This window comes from Roseibium algicola, assembly GCF_001999245.1.
In the GTDB taxonomy this organism is placed as follows: domain Bacteria; phylum Pseudomonadota; class Alphaproteobacteria; order Rhizobiales; family Stappiaceae; genus Roseibium; species Roseibium algicola.
Window position 1 is genome coordinate 4,842,137 of record NZ_CP019630.1, and the last position, 20,179, is coordinate 4,862,315.

The 20,179-nt window shown below is 59.8% G+C and carries 20 protein-coding genes; 7 read left to right on the top strand and 13 right to left on the bottom strand.

What is annotated here, in order from left to right:
* Positions 1–186: 186 nt before the first annotated feature.
* On the top strand, positions 187–1,716 hold the full coding sequence (locus B0E33_RS22400) for a class I adenylate-forming enzyme family protein (RefSeq protein WP_077292465.1): 1,530 nt from the start codon (positions 187–189) through the stop codon (positions 1,714–1,716).
* Positions 1,713–2,516 (top strand): SDR family NAD(P)-dependent oxidoreductase, encoded by an 804-nt coding sequence (locus tag B0E33_RS22405; protein WP_077292466.1) that lies wholly within the window; start codon positions 1,713–1,715, stop codon positions 2,514–2,516. The genes B0E33_RS22400 and B0E33_RS22405 overlap by 4 nt, the downstream gene beginning before the upstream one ends.
* A 69-nt stretch (positions 2,517–2,585) precedes the next feature.
* Here the strand turns inward: B0E33_RS22405 and B0E33_RS22410 are convergent, their stop codons facing one another.
* From B0E33_RS22410 to B0E33_RS22425, 4 genes are all read right to left on the bottom strand, one after another.
* A complete protein-coding gene (locus B0E33_RS22410; RefSeq protein WP_055655209.1) occupies positions 2,586–3,065 on the bottom strand; it encodes a YHS domain-containing (seleno)protein in 480 nt (159 codons plus the stop codon).
* Positions 3,066–3,119: 54 nt separating this feature from the next.
* A complete protein-coding gene (locus B0E33_RS22415) occupies positions 3,120–3,977 on the bottom strand; it encodes a cysteine hydrolase family protein (RefSeq protein ID WP_023000749.1) in 858 nt (285 codons plus the stop codon).
* 209 nt (positions 3,978–4,186) lie between these two features.
* Entirely contained in the window at positions 4,187–5,062 is an 876-nt protein-coding gene (locus tag B0E33_RS22420; RefSeq protein WP_077292467.1) for a sensor histidine kinase, read from the bottom strand.
* Between the two features lie 291 nt (positions 5,063–5,353).
* Positions 5,354–6,364 (bottom strand): AraC family transcriptional regulator, encoded by a 1,011-nt coding sequence (locus tag B0E33_RS22425; RefSeq protein WP_077292468.1) that lies wholly within the window; start codon positions 6,362–6,364, stop codon positions 5,354–5,356.
* Positions 6,365–6,722: 358 nt separating this feature from the next.
* On the opposite strand from B0E33_RS22425, the gene B0E33_RS22430 reads away from it, so the two are divergent.
* Positions 6,723–7,265 (top strand): TetR/AcrR family transcriptional regulator, encoded by a 543-nt coding sequence (locus B0E33_RS22430; protein ID WP_208993499.1) that lies wholly within the window; start codon positions 6,723–6,725, stop codon positions 7,263–7,265.
* A 42-nt stretch (positions 7,266–7,307) separates the two neighbouring features.
* Here B0E33_RS22430 and B0E33_RS22435 read toward each other — a convergent pair whose 3' ends face one another.
* The 4 genes from B0E33_RS22435 to B0E33_RS22450 all read right to left on the bottom strand — a co-directional run bounded on the left by B0E33_RS22435 (position 7,308) and on the right by B0E33_RS22450 (position 11,232).
* A complete protein-coding gene (locus tag B0E33_RS22435) occupies positions 7,308–7,793 on the bottom strand; it encodes a hypothetical protein (protein ID WP_208993902.1) in 486 nt (161 codons plus the stop codon).
* A 303-nt stretch (positions 7,794–8,096) separates the two neighbouring features.
* Complete coding sequence (locus B0E33_RS22440; protein ID WP_156912465.1) at positions 8,097–9,398, bottom strand: hypothetical protein; 1,302 nt, start codon at positions 9,396–9,398, stop codon at positions 8,097–8,099.
* Between the two features lie 16 nt (positions 9,399–9,414).
* Entirely contained in the window at positions 9,415–9,897 is a 483-nt protein-coding gene (locus B0E33_RS22445) for a hypothetical protein (RefSeq protein WP_055655204.1), read from the bottom strand.
* A 357-nt stretch (positions 9,898–10,254) separates the two neighbouring features.
* The gene (locus B0E33_RS22450; protein WP_208997683.1) at positions 10,255–11,232 is read right to left on the bottom strand and encodes a GlxA family transcriptional regulator; all 978 of its coding nucleotides are present in this window, start codon (positions 11,230–11,232) and stop codon (positions 10,255–10,257) included.
* A gap of 174 nt (positions 11,233–11,406) precedes the next feature.
* Between B0E33_RS22450 and B0E33_RS22455 the strand changes: the two genes are divergently transcribed.
* From B0E33_RS22455 to gstA, 4 genes are all read left to right on the top strand, one after another.
* The gene (locus B0E33_RS22455; RefSeq protein WP_077292471.1) at positions 11,407–12,489 is read left to right on the top strand and encodes a class I SAM-dependent methyltransferase; all 1,083 of its coding nucleotides are present in this window, start codon (positions 11,407–11,409) and stop codon (positions 12,487–12,489) included.
* 261 nt (positions 12,490–12,750) lie between these two features.
* Positions 12,751–13,971, top strand: coding sequence for a flavin-containing monooxygenase (locus B0E33_RS22460; protein WP_077292472.1), 1,221 nt, complete (start codon positions 12,751–12,753; stop codon positions 13,969–13,971).
* A gap of 87 nt (positions 13,972–14,058) precedes the next feature.
* Positions 14,059–14,454, top strand: coding sequence for a cupin domain-containing protein (locus B0E33_RS22465; protein WP_077292473.1), 396 nt, complete (start codon positions 14,059–14,061; stop codon positions 14,452–14,454).
* A 5-nt stretch (positions 14,455–14,459) separates the two neighbouring features.
* Positions 14,460–15,065: a glutathione transferase GstA gene (gene gstA, locus B0E33_RS22470; RefSeq protein ID WP_077292474.1), complete on the top strand. Its 606-nt coding sequence runs from the start codon at positions 14,460–14,462 to the stop codon at positions 15,063–15,065.
* A gap of 457 nt (positions 15,066–15,522) precedes the next feature.
* Here the strand turns inward: gstA and B0E33_RS22475 are convergent, their stop codons facing one another.
* Genes B0E33_RS22475 through B0E33_RS22495 form a run of 5 tightly spaced genes read right to left on the bottom strand, consistent with a single transcriptional unit; the run spans position 15,523 to position 20,175 of the window.
* Complete coding sequence (locus tag B0E33_RS22475) at positions 15,523–16,146, bottom strand: hypothetical protein (protein ID WP_077292475.1); 624 nt, start codon at positions 16,144–16,146, stop codon at positions 15,523–15,525.
* Entirely contained in the window at positions 16,143–16,754 is a 612-nt protein-coding gene (locus B0E33_RS22480) for a hypothetical protein (RefSeq protein WP_077292476.1), read from the bottom strand. The genes B0E33_RS22475 and B0E33_RS22480 overlap by 4 nt, the downstream gene beginning before the upstream one ends.
* 56 nt (positions 16,755–16,810) lie before the next feature.
* Positions 16,811–18,352, bottom strand: coding sequence for an ABC transporter substrate-binding protein (locus B0E33_RS22485; protein ID WP_208997684.1), 1,542 nt, complete (start codon positions 18,350–18,352; stop codon positions 16,811–16,813).
* A gap of 5 nt (positions 18,353–18,357) precedes the next feature.
* Entirely contained in the window at positions 18,358–19,236 is an 879-nt protein-coding gene (locus B0E33_RS22490; protein WP_077292477.1) for an ABC transporter permease, read from the bottom strand.
* Positions 19,237–20,175 (bottom strand): ABC transporter permease, encoded by a 939-nt coding sequence (locus B0E33_RS22495; protein WP_077292478.1) that lies wholly within the window; start codon positions 20,173–20,175, stop codon positions 19,237–19,239. It abuts the gene before it with no gap.
* Positions 20,176–20,179 lie beyond the last annotated feature (4 nt).

Consider the following 20,179-nt stretch of genomic DNA (forward strand, 5'->3'; position numbering starts at 1 on the left):
GCCCGGTCGGTCATTCTTGTCCTGACGAGCGAGCCTTGCTCGCGTCTCGAAGGATGGGCTGCTTGTCCGCAATATGCCGCCCGTCCTCCGAGACAGCGCTCGGCGCTTCCTCAGGATGAGATAAGCGGGATGGCGGACCAACGCGGTCGCACTGCACCAGACGGCGTATCGGGGGAGAAAAACAGGATGAATCCGGCGGAATGGTTATACCGGAGCGCGGCGAGAAACCCGCAGAGCCCGGCGCTGCTGCAGGGGACCGAGCGCAAGGCAAACTATCTGGAGTTTGCTCGTAGTGCCGGGGCCATAAGCGCTGCGCTTGCCGGCTACGGCATCGGCAAGGGAGACAGGGTCGCACTGTTCGCCGCAAATTCCACGCGCTATCTGGAAGCGCTTTACGGCATCTGGTGGCGTGGCGGCGCAGCCGTGCCGATAAACGCCAAGCTGCACGAAAAGGAAGCCGCCTGGATGGTGGAGAATTCCGGTGCAGAATTTGTCTTTGCCGACAGAAAGACCGCCGAACTTCTGGCGCCATATCTGCCGGAGGGTGTGCGTCTTGTCTCGCTCGACAGTCCTGAATTCGGCGCCATGTGCCAGGCAGCACCGCACACCACGCCGGAAGCTCTGGATCCTGCAGATCTTGCCTGGCTTTTCTATACCTCCGGCACCACCGGCAGGCCCAAGGGCGTGATGCTGACTTGCGGCAATCTTGCTTCGATGGCGCTGAGCTACTTTGTCGATGTCGATGACGTCAAGCCGCAGGATGCGATCCTCTATGCCGCGCCGATGAGCCATGGTGCCGGGCTCTACAATTTCATGCACGTGATGAAAGGGGCGCGTCACGTGGTACCGGTCAGCGGCGGGTTTGACGCTGCCGAAATCCTGCAGATCGCGCCTGTGATCGGCTCCATCTCCATGTTTGCCGCGCCCACCATGGTCCGCCGCCTGGTGGATGTCGCCAAGGCTTCGGGGGGCACTGGCCGGGGGCTGCGGACCATCGTCTATGCCGGCGGGCCTATGTATGAGGCGGATATTCTGGAAGCGGTTGAAGTGATGGGCGCACGGTTCGTGCAGATCTACGGTCAGGGCGAATGCCCGATGGGCATCACCGCACTGCCGCGCGCCGAAGTTTGTGACCGCACCCATCCACGTTGGCGCGAGAGGCTGAATTCCGTCGGCACGGCCCAGTCTGTCGTGCGGGTCGCGATCGTCGACGGCGAAGGCCGGGAGCTGCCCCGCGGCGAAGTCGGGGAAATTGCCGTGCACGGAGATACGGTGATGAAGGGCTACTGGCAAAACGAGGAGGCAACAGCCCAGACCATCCGTGACGGCTGGCTGTGGACCGGAGACGTTGGTCGCATGGATGAGGACGGCTACGTCACGCTGCAGGACCGGTCCAAGGACGTCATCATTTCCGGTGGCTCCAATATCTACCCGCGCGAAGTCGAAGAGGTGCTGCTGACACACCCGGCTGTGCATGAGGTGGCAGTCGTTGGCCGGCAGGACCAGGAGTGGGGAGAGATCGTTGTCGCCTTTGTTGCCTGTCACCCGGGCCAGAGCGTGAGCGAGGCTGAGCTCGACAAGCTCTGTCTGAACCGGATCGCCCGGTTCAAGCGGCCGAAACACTATCATTTCCCGGCTGCCCTGCCGAAAAACAACTACGGCAAGATCCTCAAAACGGACCTGAGACAACAGCTCGAAGCGGAGGAAACGGCATGACAGATCTCACCGGAAAAACAGCTCTCGTCACAGGGTCCGTTCAGGGGATCGGCCTGGCGATTGCCAAGGCACTGGCGGGGGCAGGGGCACGCGTTGCCGTCCACGGTCTGGCGAACCCGGAAGAGGCGCAAGCGGCTGTGGCAGAGATCAAGGCTGCCGGGGCACCGGACGCCCGGTTCTTTTCTGCGGACATGCGCGACGTGGCGGCTGTCGAGACGATGATGGCGGACGTTGCCGCCTGGGGCGGCCCGGATATCCTGGTCAACAATGCGGGTATCCAGAAGACTGTCAGCTTTGCCGAGGCGGATGCTGCCACATGGGATGCCATCATCGGGGTCAATCTGTCAGGCGTCTACCATACGATGCGTCTTGCCCTGCCGGCGATGGCCGAACAAGGCTTTGGCCGTGTCATCAACATTGCCTCGGTGCACGGGCTGGTCGCCTCGGTCAACAAGGCGCCTTACGTGGCTTCGAAATTCGGCGTCGTCGGCATGAGCAAGGTGGCCGCGCTGGAATATGCGGCAAGCGGTTCCAGAGCCTCGGGTGGGGTGACTGTCAATTGCATCGCGCCCGGCTGGACGGAAACCGCAATCATCGAGCCGCAGGTGGCAGCCCGCGCCGCCCTTCATGGCGGCGATCGCGACAAGGGCGTTGCAGATCTTCTGGCGGAAAAACAGCCTTCCCACCGCACGTCCGACCCGTCTGAAATCGGTGCGCTGGCGCTTTGGCTGTGCAGCCCGGTGGCGCACAACGTGACGGGCGTGACAATCCCCGTCGACGGCGGCTGGACAGCTCAATAAGGCTGTCGACCACCAAAACGGCAGACGAGCCCCTGGTCGGGGCTCGTCCCTGTTTGGCTTCATGGGTGATCAGAGATCGCCAATGGCTGTCTCGCGGATCTCTGGCCACTTGGCGTAAGCACCGGCGAGAACCTCGTCCTTCTGCTCCAGGTATTTGTCGAAGATGACGGCGTTGACGAAGAGATAGAGCTTGCCGTCGACAATATCGGCAAAGCGGACGTCGCCATCGAGTTTCTTGCCGACATAGATGCCGAAGGCGCAAAAGCCGCCGAACTGCGGCAGGAAGCTTTCCGGAGCAGCGTCGAACTGCTCCTTGGTTTCGGCCGTGGCGAAATAATAGTCGACACCATCATGGCTGGAAGTGTGGACCGCATCGCCAAGGCCCGGGGTTGCGCCTGCGAACATGGAAACAGGGTCGATGCCGTGCATGCCGAGCGGATTGCCGTTGAGGGTGAGGCCGTTGGCAACGTTGTATTCGTCCGCAGCAAGGGCGGCGGTGGACAGAACAAGGGCTGCGGCCAGGGCCGGAAGGGCGAATTTGAGTTTCATCGGTTTGATCCAGTCTTGGGTTGGGGTAGTCGGTTTTGAGGAGAGAGCTGGCGGTCAGGCGGAACGGGCGATGCGTTCGACTGCGTCGTCGGTCCACCAGACGCCGTTGGCGACCATGCGGAAATTGATGATGGCGGCGAGGTAGCCGTCGCCCTCGGGCACCTTGGCGCCTGCGGTCGCATCGCGAACCACGGCCACTTCGAAGCCGAGTTCCAGAAGCTCGTAAAGATGGGCCTGCGTGCACAGGTTTGCGGACATGCCGGCCAGGATCACCTTGTCGATCCCGCGCTTGCGCAGCTGCAGGTTCAGATCGTTCTGCGCCGGGCTGTAGACCTTGTGCGGTGAGCAGATGACGGTTTCGCCGTCCTCGATGTATTTCTTGTACTGCGGCATCCAGTCGGCGCCGGACCCTTCGAAATTCTCCAGGGAGAGCGGGCCCGGGCGATCGAACATGCCGATGGAATGCATGGTCTTTTCCAAGGTGCCTTCGAACTGCCACTTGTGGTCGTGCGGATAATAGTAGTGGGGCGAGATGAACACCGGCATCGCGGCAGCCTTGGCCGCCTTGAACAGGCGTTCGATGTTGTCGACGGTACCTTGCTCGGTGACGCTTTCGCCAACGACACCCCAGGTGACGCCGTCTTCGGACAGGAAGTCGATCTGCGGATCGGTGACGACAAGCGCGGTGCGGCCGGCTTCGATTTCCATGTCGATCTGCGGCAGGCCTGGTTTTTCCGGATCGGCATAGAGCGCACGGGCTTCTTCTGTTGCAGCGGTGGCGGAACCGGTGGCCATGGCGACGGCACCCACTGTTGCCGCACCGGCTGCCCCGGCAAGCAGGCGGCGGCGGGCGTGATCAACCGTTTCCGGTGTTACGCAGCAGGCGCAGGTCTTGTCATGTTCGTTGTCCATATGAAGTCTCCATTGCTTGTGTTGGACAGGGTTGCGATGGGCAGCGCATCAACTTGAAACGCTGTCAGGTTCGCGGCCGATCACCGGGTGCCTGAAGGCACGGCTCTCCCGTTCCCGGCGCAGGGCCGGGTTGGCGTCGGATTTGGCCACGTTCCATGGGGGCGGCACCGGCATGCCTGTGCCAGAAAGCTGAGGTCAGAAAGCTGAGGTCAGATAGTTGCGTGGTCCGGTGCCTTGCTGGCACGCTCTGGAACCTTCCGGCGGACTGAAGCCGGTTTCGCATCATTTGCGGGTAAGATCGGCAGGCGCACGGTCAGAACCGCACCTCTATTGCTGCTTCCGCCTCCGTTCTGAGCCGCAATCTTGCCGCCATGGCGTTCGGCGATCAGCCGGGCGATCCAGAGGCCAAGTCCCGAGGACGGCCCGGATCGGGCGGCCTTTGCGGACAGCTGGGTGAAGGGACGGAAGGCCCGGGCAAGATCGGCAGCGGTGAAGCCCTGACCCTGGTCGCTGATACGCACGGAGACATTACCGTCATCTTCCCGGGAGATAGCGCAAAGAACGGTGCCGTCGTCCGGGCTGTGGCGCACCGCATTGCCGATGAGATTGTCGAAGGCCTCGAACAACAGCTCCGCATCGCCGCAGATCAGACACGGGGATAGGGACACGATTTCCAGATTGACCGCATGGCGGCGAGCCAGCGGTTGGTTGACGGCGATCGCCAGCGCCAGAACCTCGGCCAGATCAACTGGCCGCATCACACAGGAGAGCGGATCCCGTCCCTCTTTGCCGCGCTTGACCAGGGCGCTGAGACTGCCGGTCAGGTGCTGGAGGATACGGTCGGCCTTTGCGGCGTTATCCGCAATGGCGGGCTGTCCTTCCCAGGTTGCGCATTGAGCAATGTGCTCGATCAACAGCGAGAGGTTGGCAAGGGGGCCGCGCAGGTCGTGGGCGACGATGGAAAGCGTCCGGCCATAGGCGTTGCTGTCGGTCAGGTTGTCCGAATGCGGCCGTGCTGCCGGAAACGTCGAAGGTACATGGTCATGCCTGGCCGGACTGCGGGCCGTGATCTGTTCGATAATCATGTGGCGCTCCTTGTCTCAAAAGCCCTGGAGCGCTGCGGGAAAGTGCCCGGTGATGACCGCTCCGTCGTTCGATGAGCATTGAATACGCCGGGAGCGCCTTCTTGGTATCGGCCGGGTCTGCCACTGTTTTGGCCCTATCTGCCAAGCCAGTTCGGGCCCGCCAGAAGGCAGCAAAACAGGTTGAGCCCGGCCATGTTTGGCCGGGCTCTTCCGGGATTTGCGAATGTTTCGGGTTTTGCCAGATCTGGCCGCGACCGTTGCCGTGAGCCTGTGCGTCGGGCGGGTGTGTTCTCAGACGGTCGCGCTGTGTTGCCGGAATTGCGCCGGTGGCTGGCCGACCCAGCGCTTGAACGCACGGGTGAAGGTGCTCTGTTCGGAGAAGCCTGTGAGGAAGGCAATTTCGGCAATGGAACAGCTGCTGCCTGCCAGCAGCTCCCGAGCCAGCTTCGTCTGTGCCTCGCGCAGCATGTCGCGGTAGGTCAGCCCTTCCTCCGCCAGGCGGCGATAGAGGGTGCGCTCGCTCATGCCGAGATCACGCGCGACGGCAGCCGCGGAAGGTACGCCGCTGCTGAGTGTTTTCGTCAGGCGGTTCAGAAGATCGCGCGTCAACGCACTGCCGGCAGGCAGGGCGTCGATTTCCGTCTCCAGATGATCGGTCAGGAAAGTGCAGACGCCTTGATCTCCAAGCCGGTTCGGCAGGTCCAGCATTGGCTGGGTCATTATAATTGCGTCTTGCGCTTCACCGAAGCGGACCGGACAGCCGAAAAACGCCGCGTAGCGTTCTGACTCTCCCCGGCAGGGATGGCGAAAGGTGATGGCCTCAATTTTCAGGCGCGGGCCGACTTGAGACACCAGATTATGAGCAAAGCCTGCAAGGGCACATTCGTTACGAAGATGCAGGATCGGCTGAGGGGAGGTCTGCCCTGCAATGGAGAAGACGGCAAGTGGCCCGTCTTCCTCCAGGCAATATACCGCGGTGTCGGTCACCAGCCGGAAGTAGCGCTCGATCAATTGCAGTGTGGTGCGAAGAGTGGGCGCGGTCTTGATGGCAAGACCCAGAACGCCGAGATCATCCGGTTTGATTTTCTGCGCATAGGCAAACACCAGACCTGTCTCATCGGGATACCAGCTGCGTATCCAGTCGAGCAGCTCGAAGTGGGCTGTGTCCGGTATGCGGCCGTCCTCGGTGCGCACCTCATGGCGTACGGTTCCATCTGATGCGACCAGCTTGCCGTCGCTGGTCATGGTCAGTCCTGCGGTAGCGGCCATGGTGTGCGCGAAGGCGGCAATGACACTGGCCATCGTCAGACCCCTCTTGCTGCACGGTACGTCGGGACAGGGGCTTGACCTTGCGCCAGTTCAGAGCGCGCACCGGATACAGACCAGCTGGCAAGAGCCACGTAGTACCAGTGAGACCGTTTCTCGGAACAAACGCCGGTGTCTGCATGAATGTGAACCGCAATCTGACTTCCGGACATGACTACCGCCTTCCTGATCGAAAACGTGACGTTAAGGAATTTATACAGACAGGTCTGTCTATATGTCAATAAGCCGTGATACCCTCATGTGAGGATGGACGAGAAGGGGGCGAACAGGATAGTAAAGTAGACAAACCTGTCTGTATATGGAGATGATGGTGCAATCACGCCGAGACGAGCTCGTGGATACAGCGCTCAGGCTGTTCTACACCCGCGGGTTCAATGCGACCGGAATAGACAAGATCCTCGCCGAGGCGGGGGTGGCCAAGATGACGCTCTACAAGCACTTCCGCTCGAAGGAGGAGCTAATTCTGGCCGCGCTCAACCGCCGGGACGAGCAGTTCCGCAACTGGCTGATGGGCGAAATGGAAAAAGCCTCGCCGCGGCCGCGAGAACGGCTTCTGGCCATGTTCGACGCGCTGGAGGACTGGTTCAACGGCCGTGCCTTCAAGGGGCTCGGCTTCAACGGCTGCGCCTTCATCAACGCGGCGAGCGAATTCGGCGACCATCAGCACCCGATCCACCGCACGGCGGCCGAGCACAAACAGCGGATCGTCGATTACCTTGAGCCCCTGTGTCGTCAGGCCGGCGCTGAAGACCCGGCAGCCCTTGCCGAACAGCTTGCCCTTTTGAAGGAAGGCGCCATCGCTACCGCACAGGTGCGCGGCATGCCGGCCGCCTCCAGAACCGCAAGGGCCATCGCCGAAACGCTGATCCCCGCCTGAGGAAGCATCTGGCGGGACAGACCGGTCGAGTTTCTGGCAGCATCAGATGCGGAAAGCGATGCCGGTCTGCTGTTCGGCCAGCTTGCCGAAATGCAGTTTCAACAGCTTGTGGTCATCCTCGGTCGACGTCTGGAAACTGCGCCGCTCGGTGTCCTTGACGATCAGGAAGGCAGCGGCCCAGATGCCGATCAGAAAACCGGTGTCGTCGCGCAGCTCCAGCCGGTGGCCGATCAGGTCACTGCCATCCAGCCCCACCGCATCCTTGCTGCCACAAACCTCCAGGCAAATCAGTCCGTTCTCGTAGAACCGCCAGGAGATCTTGTGCAGGACACAGTCCTTGATTGTCTGGTCCGACGTCCAGACGAACTCCTTCCAGGTGACCGGTTCCTTTTCCGGGCCGATTGCACCGGTGTTGTGGATGTCGGACGCCATCTGCCGGTGCGTGGAAAAATCGAGTGTTGCGGAAGGTCGGGACAGCGGAATCCAGGCTGTGCCCGTTTCCCCTGTCACGGCCTTCTGTAACGCCACAAACCGCTCCCTGGCCTCATCACTGACACCAAGTTTCCCCAAAAGGGGTTTTGCAAAAACCGAAGCAAGCTGAATCACGACCGCCTCCCGTGGTGGGCGTTACCGGATCATCCCGTTTAGAGGATGGAGGGTAGGGTACAGGGTCGGCACGGGTATGACGAGAAAAAGCGAGCCAATTGGCTGGAAGGGGCCCGGAACTGGCTACTTCGAACGTGGTAAAAGCCGATATTGTCGCCCCGGCACAACGTTGACCTGACCTAAGCTGTGGTCACCGTGCCCCGCACGCAGCAAAAGCAAGAGGTTCTAGTCGCTTCTCAAAGCGCCGACACGATCCACGATATCTGCGCATTCGGCACGGCTCTGAGGTCCGCAGGTGGCGTTCAGCCGCGCAATCACGTTGGCAACTGCCGACGGAAAGGCGATGTTTGTGTCCTCCACGATGTATTCAAACAGCTCTTTGTACTGCCTTGCGTTGTTCACGCTGTAGAAAAAGGCGCGGGGCAGATAGGTTCGCAATTCGTCCTGTAGTTCCTTGTTGTCCTTGAACTGGTCAGGCAACTGGACAGGGTCCAGCGGAAAGTCCTGGGGTTGCTCGCCTTCCTGAATATCGAAATAGAGAAAGGCGTTCTTGACGTAGCGCGGCAGTGGTTGACCGGCGATCGGGTTGCGTTTGCGGCAGGTAACGGTCTGCGCCAACCCGCCAAATTTGTAGAAGTCCGGATTTGTCCATTCGGAATCGCGATAGGCGAAAACAGTGAAGTCAAGCGCCACGGGACCCTCATCGGACTCGGTACCGACACCTAGCTCGGAATTCAGCCGTCCGACATAGTGCGTACCTTCCGCATTCAACTCGACCTTGCCGACATCAAACAGCTCCAGCGCTTTCAACGACCAGTTCAGGCTGTTGACCTCCCAGGTCAGAGGCAGAGTATCGTATTGATCTTTCGGCACCTTGATCAGCGGTTGAACCGGGCGTGTCAGCCCGCAACCGGTTGAAATCTCTGAAGCATATCCATCGTGGACCTTCAGGCGCGGGTGCACTCTGTCCTTGACGCGTGTGGAATATCCCCGCGCTTCATTCTGATCGAAAGCGTCCAGAGTGTGTATGATCCGCAGTTCCGATTGCGGGTTGTACAGAACCAGCCTTTCATCGTCTTCTTCTTCAATCTTGAAGGAATAGCCAATGCCGACTTCAGCCTCCAGCGTACAGGCAAGATCCCGGCATCCCGTATAGGATTGATGCGTGACCACATCTGTCGTGTCGCGGTTTCCAAAGTCGTTTGCCGATATATCGCGGGCCAGAACCGCTACGGGGATCCCGTAGTGTGTGGTGCCCTCAAGGTACTCCGATCGTCCCGGTACCGTGCTTCTTTCCAGATTGAACATGATCGTCATTCCGGGCAGGAAAGTCGCAAGTCTGTTTGCCTCCTTTTCTGCGCCCGAATAACTCTTGCTGCCTCTGAGCTCGTTGTCGCCAATTTTGGACAGCGCGAACGTGCCGCCAACGACCCAGCGTGCTCCTTCGGGAATATCGCCGGTCGGGTCCTGAGCACATGCGACAGAAATTGAGCAGATAAAAAGCAAGCTGTGAAACATACATTTCATGATCAGGCATCCTTTCTTATCTGAAGTTCTGCGCCATCTCGTGCAGCGATGCTCCAAAGGTGGCTGCGAAGCCGTCTATGTTCTGCTGGGTCACTTGCGACGGTGTTGAGTACATCAGTTCTGCCTGGTCTTGCAGCTCGACCAATTTCGGGAACCCGGAAGTCGGGTAGATTGCCTTGAGTTCCAGGAAAATCGTATTCAACTCCGTCAGGAAGGTCGCGATATCGCTTTTGCATGTATTCGTCGAAAGGGTGCTAACGCTTCGCGTACAATCAAGGGCCAGAAAAGCGTCTGAAAACCGCGTGGTCAGCTTGGATAAATGGCTGTTCCTGAAGGTGTTCAGCGCATCGCGTTTCGACGCGACTTCGATTTGGTTGTCGACCCTGGCGATCAGGAATTGCGCGAAAAACACGATCACAAGGCCGGAGAGCACCGCTCTGAAGGTGATCTCCACCAGGCTTTGATTGAGCGACTCTTTCTTTCCCGACCAGAACGACACGCCTTACCTCACCAGTTCGAGAAAGCCTTGAACGTGCCGAACCTTTGAAACGGACAAGGCTCCAGACCAGCTGTTCTAACAGCGCTGATATCTCGGGTTGCAGGCTTCAACCGGAACCGTAGACATGGTCGTGAAGGCGATCGTCGCGGTAAAGAGTACTGCAAAAAACGTGTGCATATTCCACGTCATCTCGAACTCCATATTTAAAAACGATATAAATCTTATATCTACAACTTATTCGATAACTTCCGTAACGTCAATATTTGATGGTTTGTCAAGCGAAGCCGCCAATCTTGACGGTCAGCAAGACGGCGATGCAAACTTGGTGGCCCAGCTCGTAAGGGATAGGGAGCAAACTCAGGATGAAACCGGAACCAAGGCTTGCCATTTCTTTCGATAAGCAGACGCCGAGGTTCCGACGCGCTTTCGGAATGCCGATCGGAAACTCGAGGGTTCGGTATATCCGATCTCGGCTGAGATTTCCTCGATCGACATCGCCGTCGTCTCCAGCAGTTGTTTGGCTTCCTCGACACGCAAAGTCTGCACATAGTCGGCTGGCGCCTGTCCGGTCGCCTTCCTGAAGCGACGCAGAAACCCGCGCTCGGTCATTTGGGCCATTACCGCCATTGCGGTTACGGGACTTGATCTGTGGTAATTTCGTGCGGCCCAGACCTGCGCCTCTGCAATCAGCTGGTCATCATGTTGTCGCCCGGAGGCAAGGGATGCGTATGTCAGCTGGCCCTGGTCATGTGGATCGATCAAATAGATCTTCGCGATCCTGCGGGCTTCTTCTGTTCCGGCGAACCGTCCGATCAGATACAACATGAGATCAGCCCACGCCGAGGCACCACCTGCGGTGACCACCTGGTGACCGTCCCCTGCCGCGACGAGAATGCGTTCACGGCAAACCTTCACCTTCGGGAAGTTTCGTCCAAGCATATCCGCATAGCCCCAATGCGTCGTCGCTTCCTTGCCGTCCAACACTCCTGCTGCACCCAGAAGGATTGAGCCAGAGCAGACGGAGGTGACAATCGCGCCGCGTGCGTAGGCTTCACTGAGCCAGTCCGCGACCGGGTTAAACTCGTCCGGCAGGTGGCCATTTGGGTCGAGGTGCAAATCGGACACGATAATCAAGTCGGGTTCCGGCGCTTCGGTCAGCATCCCGTCAGGTGTGATCTTGCGCCCGTTCACGTCCCAATAAGGTGCGCCATCGAGGGTTCTGAGGCTGACCTGAAACACCGGCGATTGCGCAGGCAAGCCGTGCAACATTTCCCAATCGCGGCCCACGGAGGCCAGCACGTCAAGGATCGAGAACAGCACGGACGTTCCGGTCAAGCGTGTTCCTATAACGGTCGTGTTCAAGCTCATATTGCACAAAACCCCTCAGCTGTAGTCTGATTATCACCGTTTCATTCTTTTTCTCTTCTAACGCAGTTGGCGTATTTGGTCCATCTCCATGGTCAGGACAGCGGCAGATCGTGCTGCACATTACCACCTCAGGAGCATCGGATGACCTACCAGAACCCAAATCTTGCATTCAACGAAGCGAAAGCCGAAGCCTTCGCCGAACGCTTTGTCGGTACGCTGAACGAAGCGGCACTCGCGATCATGACCTCTCTCGGGCACCGCGCAGGACTGTTCGATGCGCTTGGGGCCAACCCCGGCCTCAATTCGCAGGTGCTTTCGCAGAAGGCCGCTGTCAACGAACGCTACCTGCGTGAATGGCTCGGCGTGATGGTGACGGCGGGTGTCGTCGACTATGACCCGCGGGCGAGAAGCTACACGTTGCCGCCGGAGCATGCCGCGTTTCTGACCCGTAGCGCCAGCCCGGACAACATGGCCGTCACGACCCAGTTCATCAGCATCGCGGCGTCCATCGAAAACGAACTACTGGAGCGGTTCCGCAGTGGCGAGGGCCTTTGCTACCACCATTTCGATCGCTTTCACGAGGTGATGGCCGAGGACAGTGCGCAGTTGGTCGTCGCCAACCTTGTGAGCGCTATTCTGCCGGTGGTCCCGGGCCTGACCCAGCGGTTGGAGGACGGCATCGACGTGGCCGATTTCGGCTGCGGACGAGGCCTGGCGATGATGGCGCTGGCGAGCGTTTATCCAAACAGTCGCTTTCACGGTTTCGATCTTTGCGAGGACGCTTTCGCACAGACGGCCGCTGAAGCCAGAACCAAAGGTTTGAAGAACCTGCACTTCGAAGTGCGTGATCTGTCGACTGCAAACGAGTTGGGCCGGTTCGATCTGGTAACCGCCTTCGACGCGGTTCACGACCAGGCGGATCCCAAGGCGTTTCTGCGGCTCGTGCGGCAGTCAATGCGGCCGGGCGGCGTCTTCCTGATGCAGGATATCGGTGGGTCGCGCGATCTTGAAAAGAACATCGCAAATCCCTTCGCGCCGCTCTTGTACACGATCTCGAGCATGCACTGCACACCCGTCTCCATCGGCCAGGGTGGTCCGGGTCTGGGGGCGATGTGGGGAGTGGAGACGGCCGAAGAGTACCTTGCCGAAACCGGCTTCGCATCGGTCGAAACCCACCGGCTGCCGCACGATCCCATCAACGCGTATTTCACAGCCCGGATCTGACCGGGCACCGACAAGGACACATGACATGACGATGATATCGCCGTTCGTCGACGGGGTGCACAGGACTGTCTCAAGTCGCGTGAAGAGCTTTTGGCAACGGATCAGAGAAGCGCGCGAACAACGACGCTTTCGCCGGAATTTCGGAGACCTCTCGCGGCTTTCGGACCATCTCCTGCAGGATTTGGGCCTCGAACAATACGCACATCTGCGTGACCCTGAATTTCCTCAGCATTTGCTGAGAAGACACCGAAAGGACTGATCATGAAGTCCCAACAATACAGAAACACGCTTGTCATCGGAGCAGGACTTTCGGGTCTTGCCGTGGCACGCTCTCTTTCCGATCGTGGCCTGCCTGTCACCGTGCTGGAAGCACGGGGCCGGGTTGCTGATCCCTGGCGGGCGCGGCATCCGGCGCTTCGGCTCAACATACACCGCAAGTTTGCCAGCCTGCCCGGCCAGAAGGCGCCCAAGACCGATGGCGTCTTTCTGAAGCGTGACACCATAGTGGAATTTCTTGAAGCCTATGTTGCGGGACTGGACAAACACGTCCGATACAGTGGCAAGGTAACCAGTGTCGCCCGTACGCCAGACGGGTGGCATGTCTCCACCGCGACCGGTGACTATCAGGCAGACAATCTGGTAATCGCGACGGGCCGCGAAAACATTGCGCACATTCCGGACTGGCCGGGGCGCGACCAGTTTTCGGGCGAGTTGCTGCACACGGCGAACCTCGGTGATGTGTCCCGCTTCGATGGCAAGCGCATTCTGGTCGTCGGTGCCGGGAATTCGGGCACGGACGCGCTCAACCATCTCGCGCGGCACCGCCCGGCAGAGGTCATCGTGTCTGTCCGATACGGGCCTGCAGTCGTACCACAGCGCATCTTCGGGTTTCCGCTGCACCGATTGGCCCGGGTTTTCGCGGCCCTTCCGGCCTGGGTCCTGGATCCGGCCTTTCGGCTGACCGAGCGGGTTTTTCTTGGCAATCTTCGCCGATACGGGCTGACCATCCATCCAGAAGGAGGCGGGACCCGGCTTTTGCGGGACGGTGTCACCTTTGCGATCGATGACGGATTTGTGGCCGCCCTGAAGGCCGGGCGGTTCCGGGTCGTTCCTGGTGTTGACCGCTTCGAGGGGGACAACGTCATCCTCACGGATGGCTCAAGCTGCGCACCCGACGTTGTCATCGCGGCAACGGGCTATCGCACGGGGCTGGAACCGCTGCTGGGACATCTCGGCGTGCTCGACACCAATGGGGTGCCGCATTACCCGATGGGCGAGCGTGACCCGGAAAATCCCGGGCTCTGGTTCACCGGGTTCAAGCCGATTTTCACCGGTTACTTTGATGCCGCCGGGATCGCAGCCAACAGGATTGCCGCCGGGATCGCCGCTGACACGACGCGTGGCGTGCCTTCTGACGACCACGGAGCGCGGAAGGTTCATGCCGACAATGGACGGTCCGTCCCTGCAAACGCAACCGCTTGATGTAGCCGCCCGGGGCCGGTGCAAGCCCGGCATGTCGGTAACCCGGGCTGCAACGGGCGCAACACGTTTCGAACAGGAACCAAGAGAATGAAATTCGTCAAAATCTGCTCACGCGCAAACGGCGGCTCCCATTTTTCGGATGAGTTCTGGACGCTTTCGGAGGGTGATTTCACGCCGCCTTCGCCAAAGGGCTACAGTGTCACCGAAACCATAGACGCAACCGGCGTTCTCATGATGCATCACCCCCCCGGGTACAAGGACGAATGGCATTGCGCACCTGTACCTGTTCTTGGAACCGTTCTCGGTGGCTTGGTCCGCATTGAAACGAGCGATGGAGACACGCGGCTGCTATCTCCCGGTGATCAGTTTCTGGCTGCCGACCTGCATGGCTTGGGACACAGGATGGAGGAAGCGAACGGACGGGCTTATGACCTTGCGCTCGTCCTGCTGGATGGCATTCCTGACATGGGGTCCGGAGGGTAATCGGAATGAAACTCTATTTCATGCCGGGAGCCTGCTCGCTGGCACCGCATATCGCTCTGCGTGAGGCCGGATTGCAATTTCGTTTGATAAAAGTCGATTACAAATCACGACGGACTGAAGAAGGGGACGACTTTCGCCAGATCAATCCCAAAGGGTACGTTCCGGCACTCGAACTGAAGGAGCGCCAACTTCTGACCGAAGTCCCCGTGATCCTGCAATATATCGACATGATCCGTCCCGAGGCCTGCCTGTTGCCGGACGCTGCACTGGAGCGCCTGAGAGCCCTGGAATGGCTGAATTACATTGCAACCGAGGTTCACAAAAGCTTCAGCCCGCTGTTTAGCCCAAAGACGCCGGAGGCATTTCTGTCTCCAGGCCGCGCGCACTTGTCGCTGCGGCTGAATGTGATTGAGCGACATCTCCAACAGCATAGATACCTGACGGGCCCAGCCTTTTCGCTGACCGACGCCTATCTGTTTACCGTTTGCCGTTGGCTTGACGATCAGAAGCTTTCGATTGCGGACTGGCCAGCCTTGCAACGACATTCCGATGACGTTGCAAGGCGGCAGGCTGTCCGCGATGCCCTGGCGCGCGAAGGTTTGGCAGACTAGGGCTGGCCTAGCCGCTGACGAGACTGGGTGGTGCGGACTGGGGGCTTACCCTGTGACGAGGTGAGAGATCCACGAATGGCTCGTGCCGGCAGCGAACGCACCGCCAGTTGGCAGTGCGTCGCCGGCCAGAGCGGCGTGGGACACAAGCGCCATCGTCAGAGCGTCAGGAAAAGAGAGGCGGTCTAAGCGCAGGATCTGCGTGTGGGGGGGACGAGAATGGTCTTTTCCAGCTGCGACTTGGGTATTGCCGGAAACCAATTTCTCTGCCGCCACTCCTTGGTATGTTCCTGATGTACTTCGTCGACACAGGCGTGTGCCGCTCAACATATTCGAAAATACCGGGGATCGTCTGGCTGGTTCCACCTACCAATTCTGAACAATCATGACGAATTCTGACAATGCCGCTTCACTTGAAGCGCATTCGGGAATGCAGCGGAAAGGGCTGTGCGCAGGAGGCCTATGTCGTTTTCGCAAGCTCTGCGGTAGTCCCTTTCAGATACGGCAGGAACCCGTCCAGAAACCGGGTTGTCGCAGGCATGAAGTGGCTGCCGTGATGGTACATCGGGTCGAGGGACGTGATCAGCAGGCGGCCGGGGGTGGAAACCGTGTCCTCGTAGAAGATCGAGCCGAGATCTGCGACATCGACCAGCGACTGCGCCCCGTCTGGCACCTGGAAATAACCATGATAGTGCCAGGTGACGTCGGCCAGGGAGAGTTGGTTGAAGAGGGGATGGTCGGGTGTTGCCAACTTCAGGCCGATCTCGCCGCCTTCCTTCCACCACCAGAAATTGGTCGGTGTGTCCGTCCAGTTCACATTGGGCAACCAGTCCGGATGGCCGGTGGAGCCCATGGCGACAACGGTCTTGCCGCTTGCCAGAAAGTCGGCGATCTGTTTGCGTCGGGGGCGCAGCACCGAAGGATCGGTGCGGCAGGAAACAAGCAGGGTGTCGACGCCGGACAGATCTGCTTCCGGCAGGTCGCGCGTGTAGATGATCTCGTCGAAAAAGCCGCGGTAGCGTGGCTCGTAAATGGTGCGATGATGGTAGTAGGTGCCGGCGTCGAGCACTGCGAGCGTGGTCATTTCTGGGGTCCTTTTCCGCTGGCCCAGGCGCAGAGCTGCGGGGCAATGCGCGCCGTTGTGTCGCTGGAGCCGACGTACATCCAAAGATCATTACCGGCATGCATGAAGATGCGACCGCCGGACGGGCGCTCATAGACCCAGTCGCAGGGCAGGCGGTCCGGACCGACACCGTGGAGGCTAACAGCACCTTCCGGCGGCGGGTTGAAACCGCGGGCGTAGAAGCCGGCAACGCCCCGTCGATAGGTCAATTCCCCGGTTGAAACGCCTTCGAACACCGGGTGGTCGGTCAACCGGTGGATTTGCAGGTCTTCCAGCGAGAAGCGGTTCAGGGGAACGAAAGGCTGGAATTCGGGCAGCATTGGCCAGGCAACATGGCCATTGAATACCAGCGTGCCGCCAGCATCCAGAAACTGTTCGATCTTCGCTGTCAGGCTGCCGAAAAATCGCTGGTCGAGATGAGCCGGCAGGCAGAGTGCGGGATAGCGCGACAGGTCGGCAGTTTCGAGGTCGTAATGGCCGATCACGTCGATGTCGGGCACATAATCGCCAACATCGGGCAGGTCGTTGCCGGCGCCCTTGATCGGTTTCAGAAAAAGGCAGGATGCCATTCGGGTCTCCCGGAAAGGCCCGGACGGATTACCGTCCGGGCAAAGGTCAGGCGCAGTTACTGTTTGCTGACGGCCTTGAAATTGTAGAAGAAGCCGGAAGGATGGACCTTGTAGCCACTGACGTTCTCGCTAGAGGCAGCTACATAGATCTTGTGAACCAACGGGATGATCGGCGCGTCGGTCTGCAGGATTTCCTGTGCCTTGGCGTAGGTTTCCAGAGCTTCCGGACCTTCTTCCAGCGTGCGGCCCTTGTCGACAAGCGCGTCGAATTCCGGGTTTGCCCAGTTCTGGTAGTTGAGGCCCGCCTTGGAATGGAACTGCGACTTCAGGTGCAGATCCGGATGACCGTTCATTTCCGGGGTCCAGAAGACGACGGAAACGTCATAGTCGCTCTGCTTGACGAGATCGAGCATGCCTTCCCAGGTGTACATTTCGAGCTTCGTGGCAATGCCCTGCTGCTGCAGAAGCGCAGCCATTGTCTCGCTGATCGTGGCCATTTCGGCGCGGCTGGAATAGCTTAGGATACGCAGGCTCAAAGGCTCGCCGTCCTTCTGCCAGGTGGTGCCGTCTTTCTCGTAACCGGCCTCGGTCAGAAGCCCGGCTGCTTTTTCCGGGTTGAAGGAATAGGCTGAAAGCTCTGGTGCGGCCCACGGGAATTCCGGCGGAAAGAAAGTCCAGGCCGGCTTGCCGATGCCGTCGAGTGCCCCTTTGACCAGGATTTCCCGGTCAACCATCAGGTTGACCGCCTGGCGGACCTTCGGATCATGCAGCACGCTGTTTTCACCGGCATTGAAAGCGCCGTAATAGAGACCTGCACTCGGCTCGGCATAGACTTCGAACTTCTCGTCGGCCTTCATGCGTTCCACATCGGAAGGCAACAGGTGGACGACGAAGTCGACCTCGCCGGTTTCCAGGGCCAGCGCGCGGGCATTGTGGTCCGGAATGTAGCGGTAGACGATTTCTTCCAGCTTGGGTGCTTCGCCCCAATAGTCATCGTTGCGTACAACGGTGGTGCGGTCCTGCTTCTGGTACTCCTTGAACACCCAGGGGCCGGTGCCGACAGGCTTTACGAACTCGCCGTTCTCGTCGAACGAGGCCTTGCCGTAGATGACGGTGATGGCGTCGGTCAGCTGGTTTGGCAGGGCTGTGAAAGGTTCGTTGGTCTCGATCTCCAGTTCAAGGCCGGAAATCGCGCGGATTTCCTTGATGTTGAGCAGGTCGGATGCATAGGGCAGCAACGCGATCACCCGCTCGAGCGAGAACTTTGCGGCTTCCGCGTCAAAAGCGCTGCCGTCATGGAAGGTGACGCCGTCACGCAGCTGGAAGCGCCAGACATTGGGTGAACCGCGTTCCCAGGACGTAGCAAGACCGGGCACAAGTTTCATGTCGAAATCGAGCTTTACCAGAGTGTCCAGTATCTCGCTTTCGTTGAAGAACCGGCTGCGGCGCGGTTTCATCGACAGCGGCAGGGCTTCCCACATTGTGGCAACGGTCAGTGTTGAACTGCCTTCGGCCTGCGCCGGCACGTGCGGCAGGCTCAGCATGGCGGCCGTTGCCACGGAAACGGCAAGACGGCCCAGGGTTCTGCGGGAGATCATGAGGATCAGCTCCTTGGTTTGAGGATTGTTTTTCGAAAGGTCAAAAGGTTGGTGTGGCGGGCGCGCATCCGGTCGCCGATGCCGTCGCCCAGCAGGTTCACCAGCATGACGAAGGCGGTGATCGTCAGGCCCGGGGCGAGGACGAGATGGGGATGGCTGCGCATGTGGTTGCGCGCATCGGCGATCATCCGGCCCCATTCAGCTGTTCCAGGCTCCACGCCAAGGCCAAGGAAGCTGAGCCCGGCAAAGGCGAGGATGACCCAGGAGAGCGAATAAGCGGCCATGGTCAGGAGAGGCGCGGTAATGTTCGGCAGCAGATGGCGATGGATAATGCGTTTGCGCGACGAACCGAGCGCTTCAGCTGCCTGCACATAAAGTTTGGCCCGTTCCACCAGAATCATGTTGCGCACCAGTCGGGCATATTCGGTCCAGTGCACGGCAGTGAGCGCCAGAAGCACGACGGCAAGGCCAAGACCCATGACACCGGCGATAATCATGGCAATCGCCAGTGCTGGCAGGACGCTAAGTCCCTCGCAAAAGCGCATCAGAAGCTGATCCGGCCAGCCGCCGAGATAGCCGGCGATGCAGCCGAGCAGCGTGCCGATGAGCGCGGACGCCAGTACCACCAGCAGGGCCGCGCCGGTTGTGAGGCGGCCGGCGTAAAGGAGGCGGGAAAAGACGTCGCGGCCCATCTGGTCGGTGCCCAGAAAATGCTGCCAGCCCGGGGGCGCAAGACGGTTCAGGATGTCTATCTGGTCCGGCGGGTAGGGCGCTGCGAGCGGTGCCAGCACGATCAGAAGTATGAGAAGGGCCAGCAGTCCTGCACGCGTTTCTCGGCTCTTTGCATCAGGCCTTGTCTGAAACAGGCGTCGGGATCTAGCCATTCAGATCGCCTCCTGAACGCGCGGGTCAGCCAGCGTCACCAGGTAATCGACTAGGAGATTGATGATGATGTAGCCGCAGGCGATCACCAGGAAGCAGATCTGTATCAGTGGGTAGTCACGGTTCAGCAGCGAAGCGACCAGCAGGCTGCCGATGCCCGGCCAGGCGAAGATCGTTTCCACGATGATCATGCCGTCAAAGGCGCGGGCAAATTGCAGCCCGGTCAGGGTCAGGAGCGAAGGCAGGATGTTGGGCAGGGCGTGATGCAGCAGGATCCGAGTCTGGCTGAGGCCCTTGGCCTTGGCCGTGCGGATGTAGGCGTGGTGGAACTCGTCCAAGAGCCTGGCCCGCACGAAGCGCGCAATCACGCCGGTCATGGTGGTCGCGATGACCAGCGTCGGCAGCACCGCATGTGCAATCGTGCCGTGGCCCGAGCTCGGCAGCCAGCCGAGGGTAAGCGAGAACAGAAGCGCCAGCAGCAGCGCGTACCAGAAATTGGGAATGGACAGGCCGGCAACGCTTGCCGCCGCCAATAGACGATCCGAAAGGCCGCCGGCGTGATAGGCACAAAAACAGCCGATCGGCACTGCAAGGACAAGGGCAAGGCCGATCGACAGCAGTGCCAGGATCAGTGACTGGCGTATCCGCAGCAGGATATCGGCGGAAACGCTTTCTCCGGTAACGAAGGAAGTACCGAGATCCCCCGTCAGCACATTGCCAAGCCAGCGCAGGTATTGAACGGGCAGAGGATCGTCAAAGCCGTTTTCGGCTGAAAATCTGTCGACCGCAGCTGCATCCGGCAAGGTGCCGTCCATCTGGGACAATAGCAGTACTTCAGCAAAATCCCCCGGCAACAGGCGCAGCAGGGCGAAGCCGGCAATGGACACCAGGAACAGCAGTATTACCGATTGGACAAGCCTGTGGCTCAGCCGGCGCACCATCCGA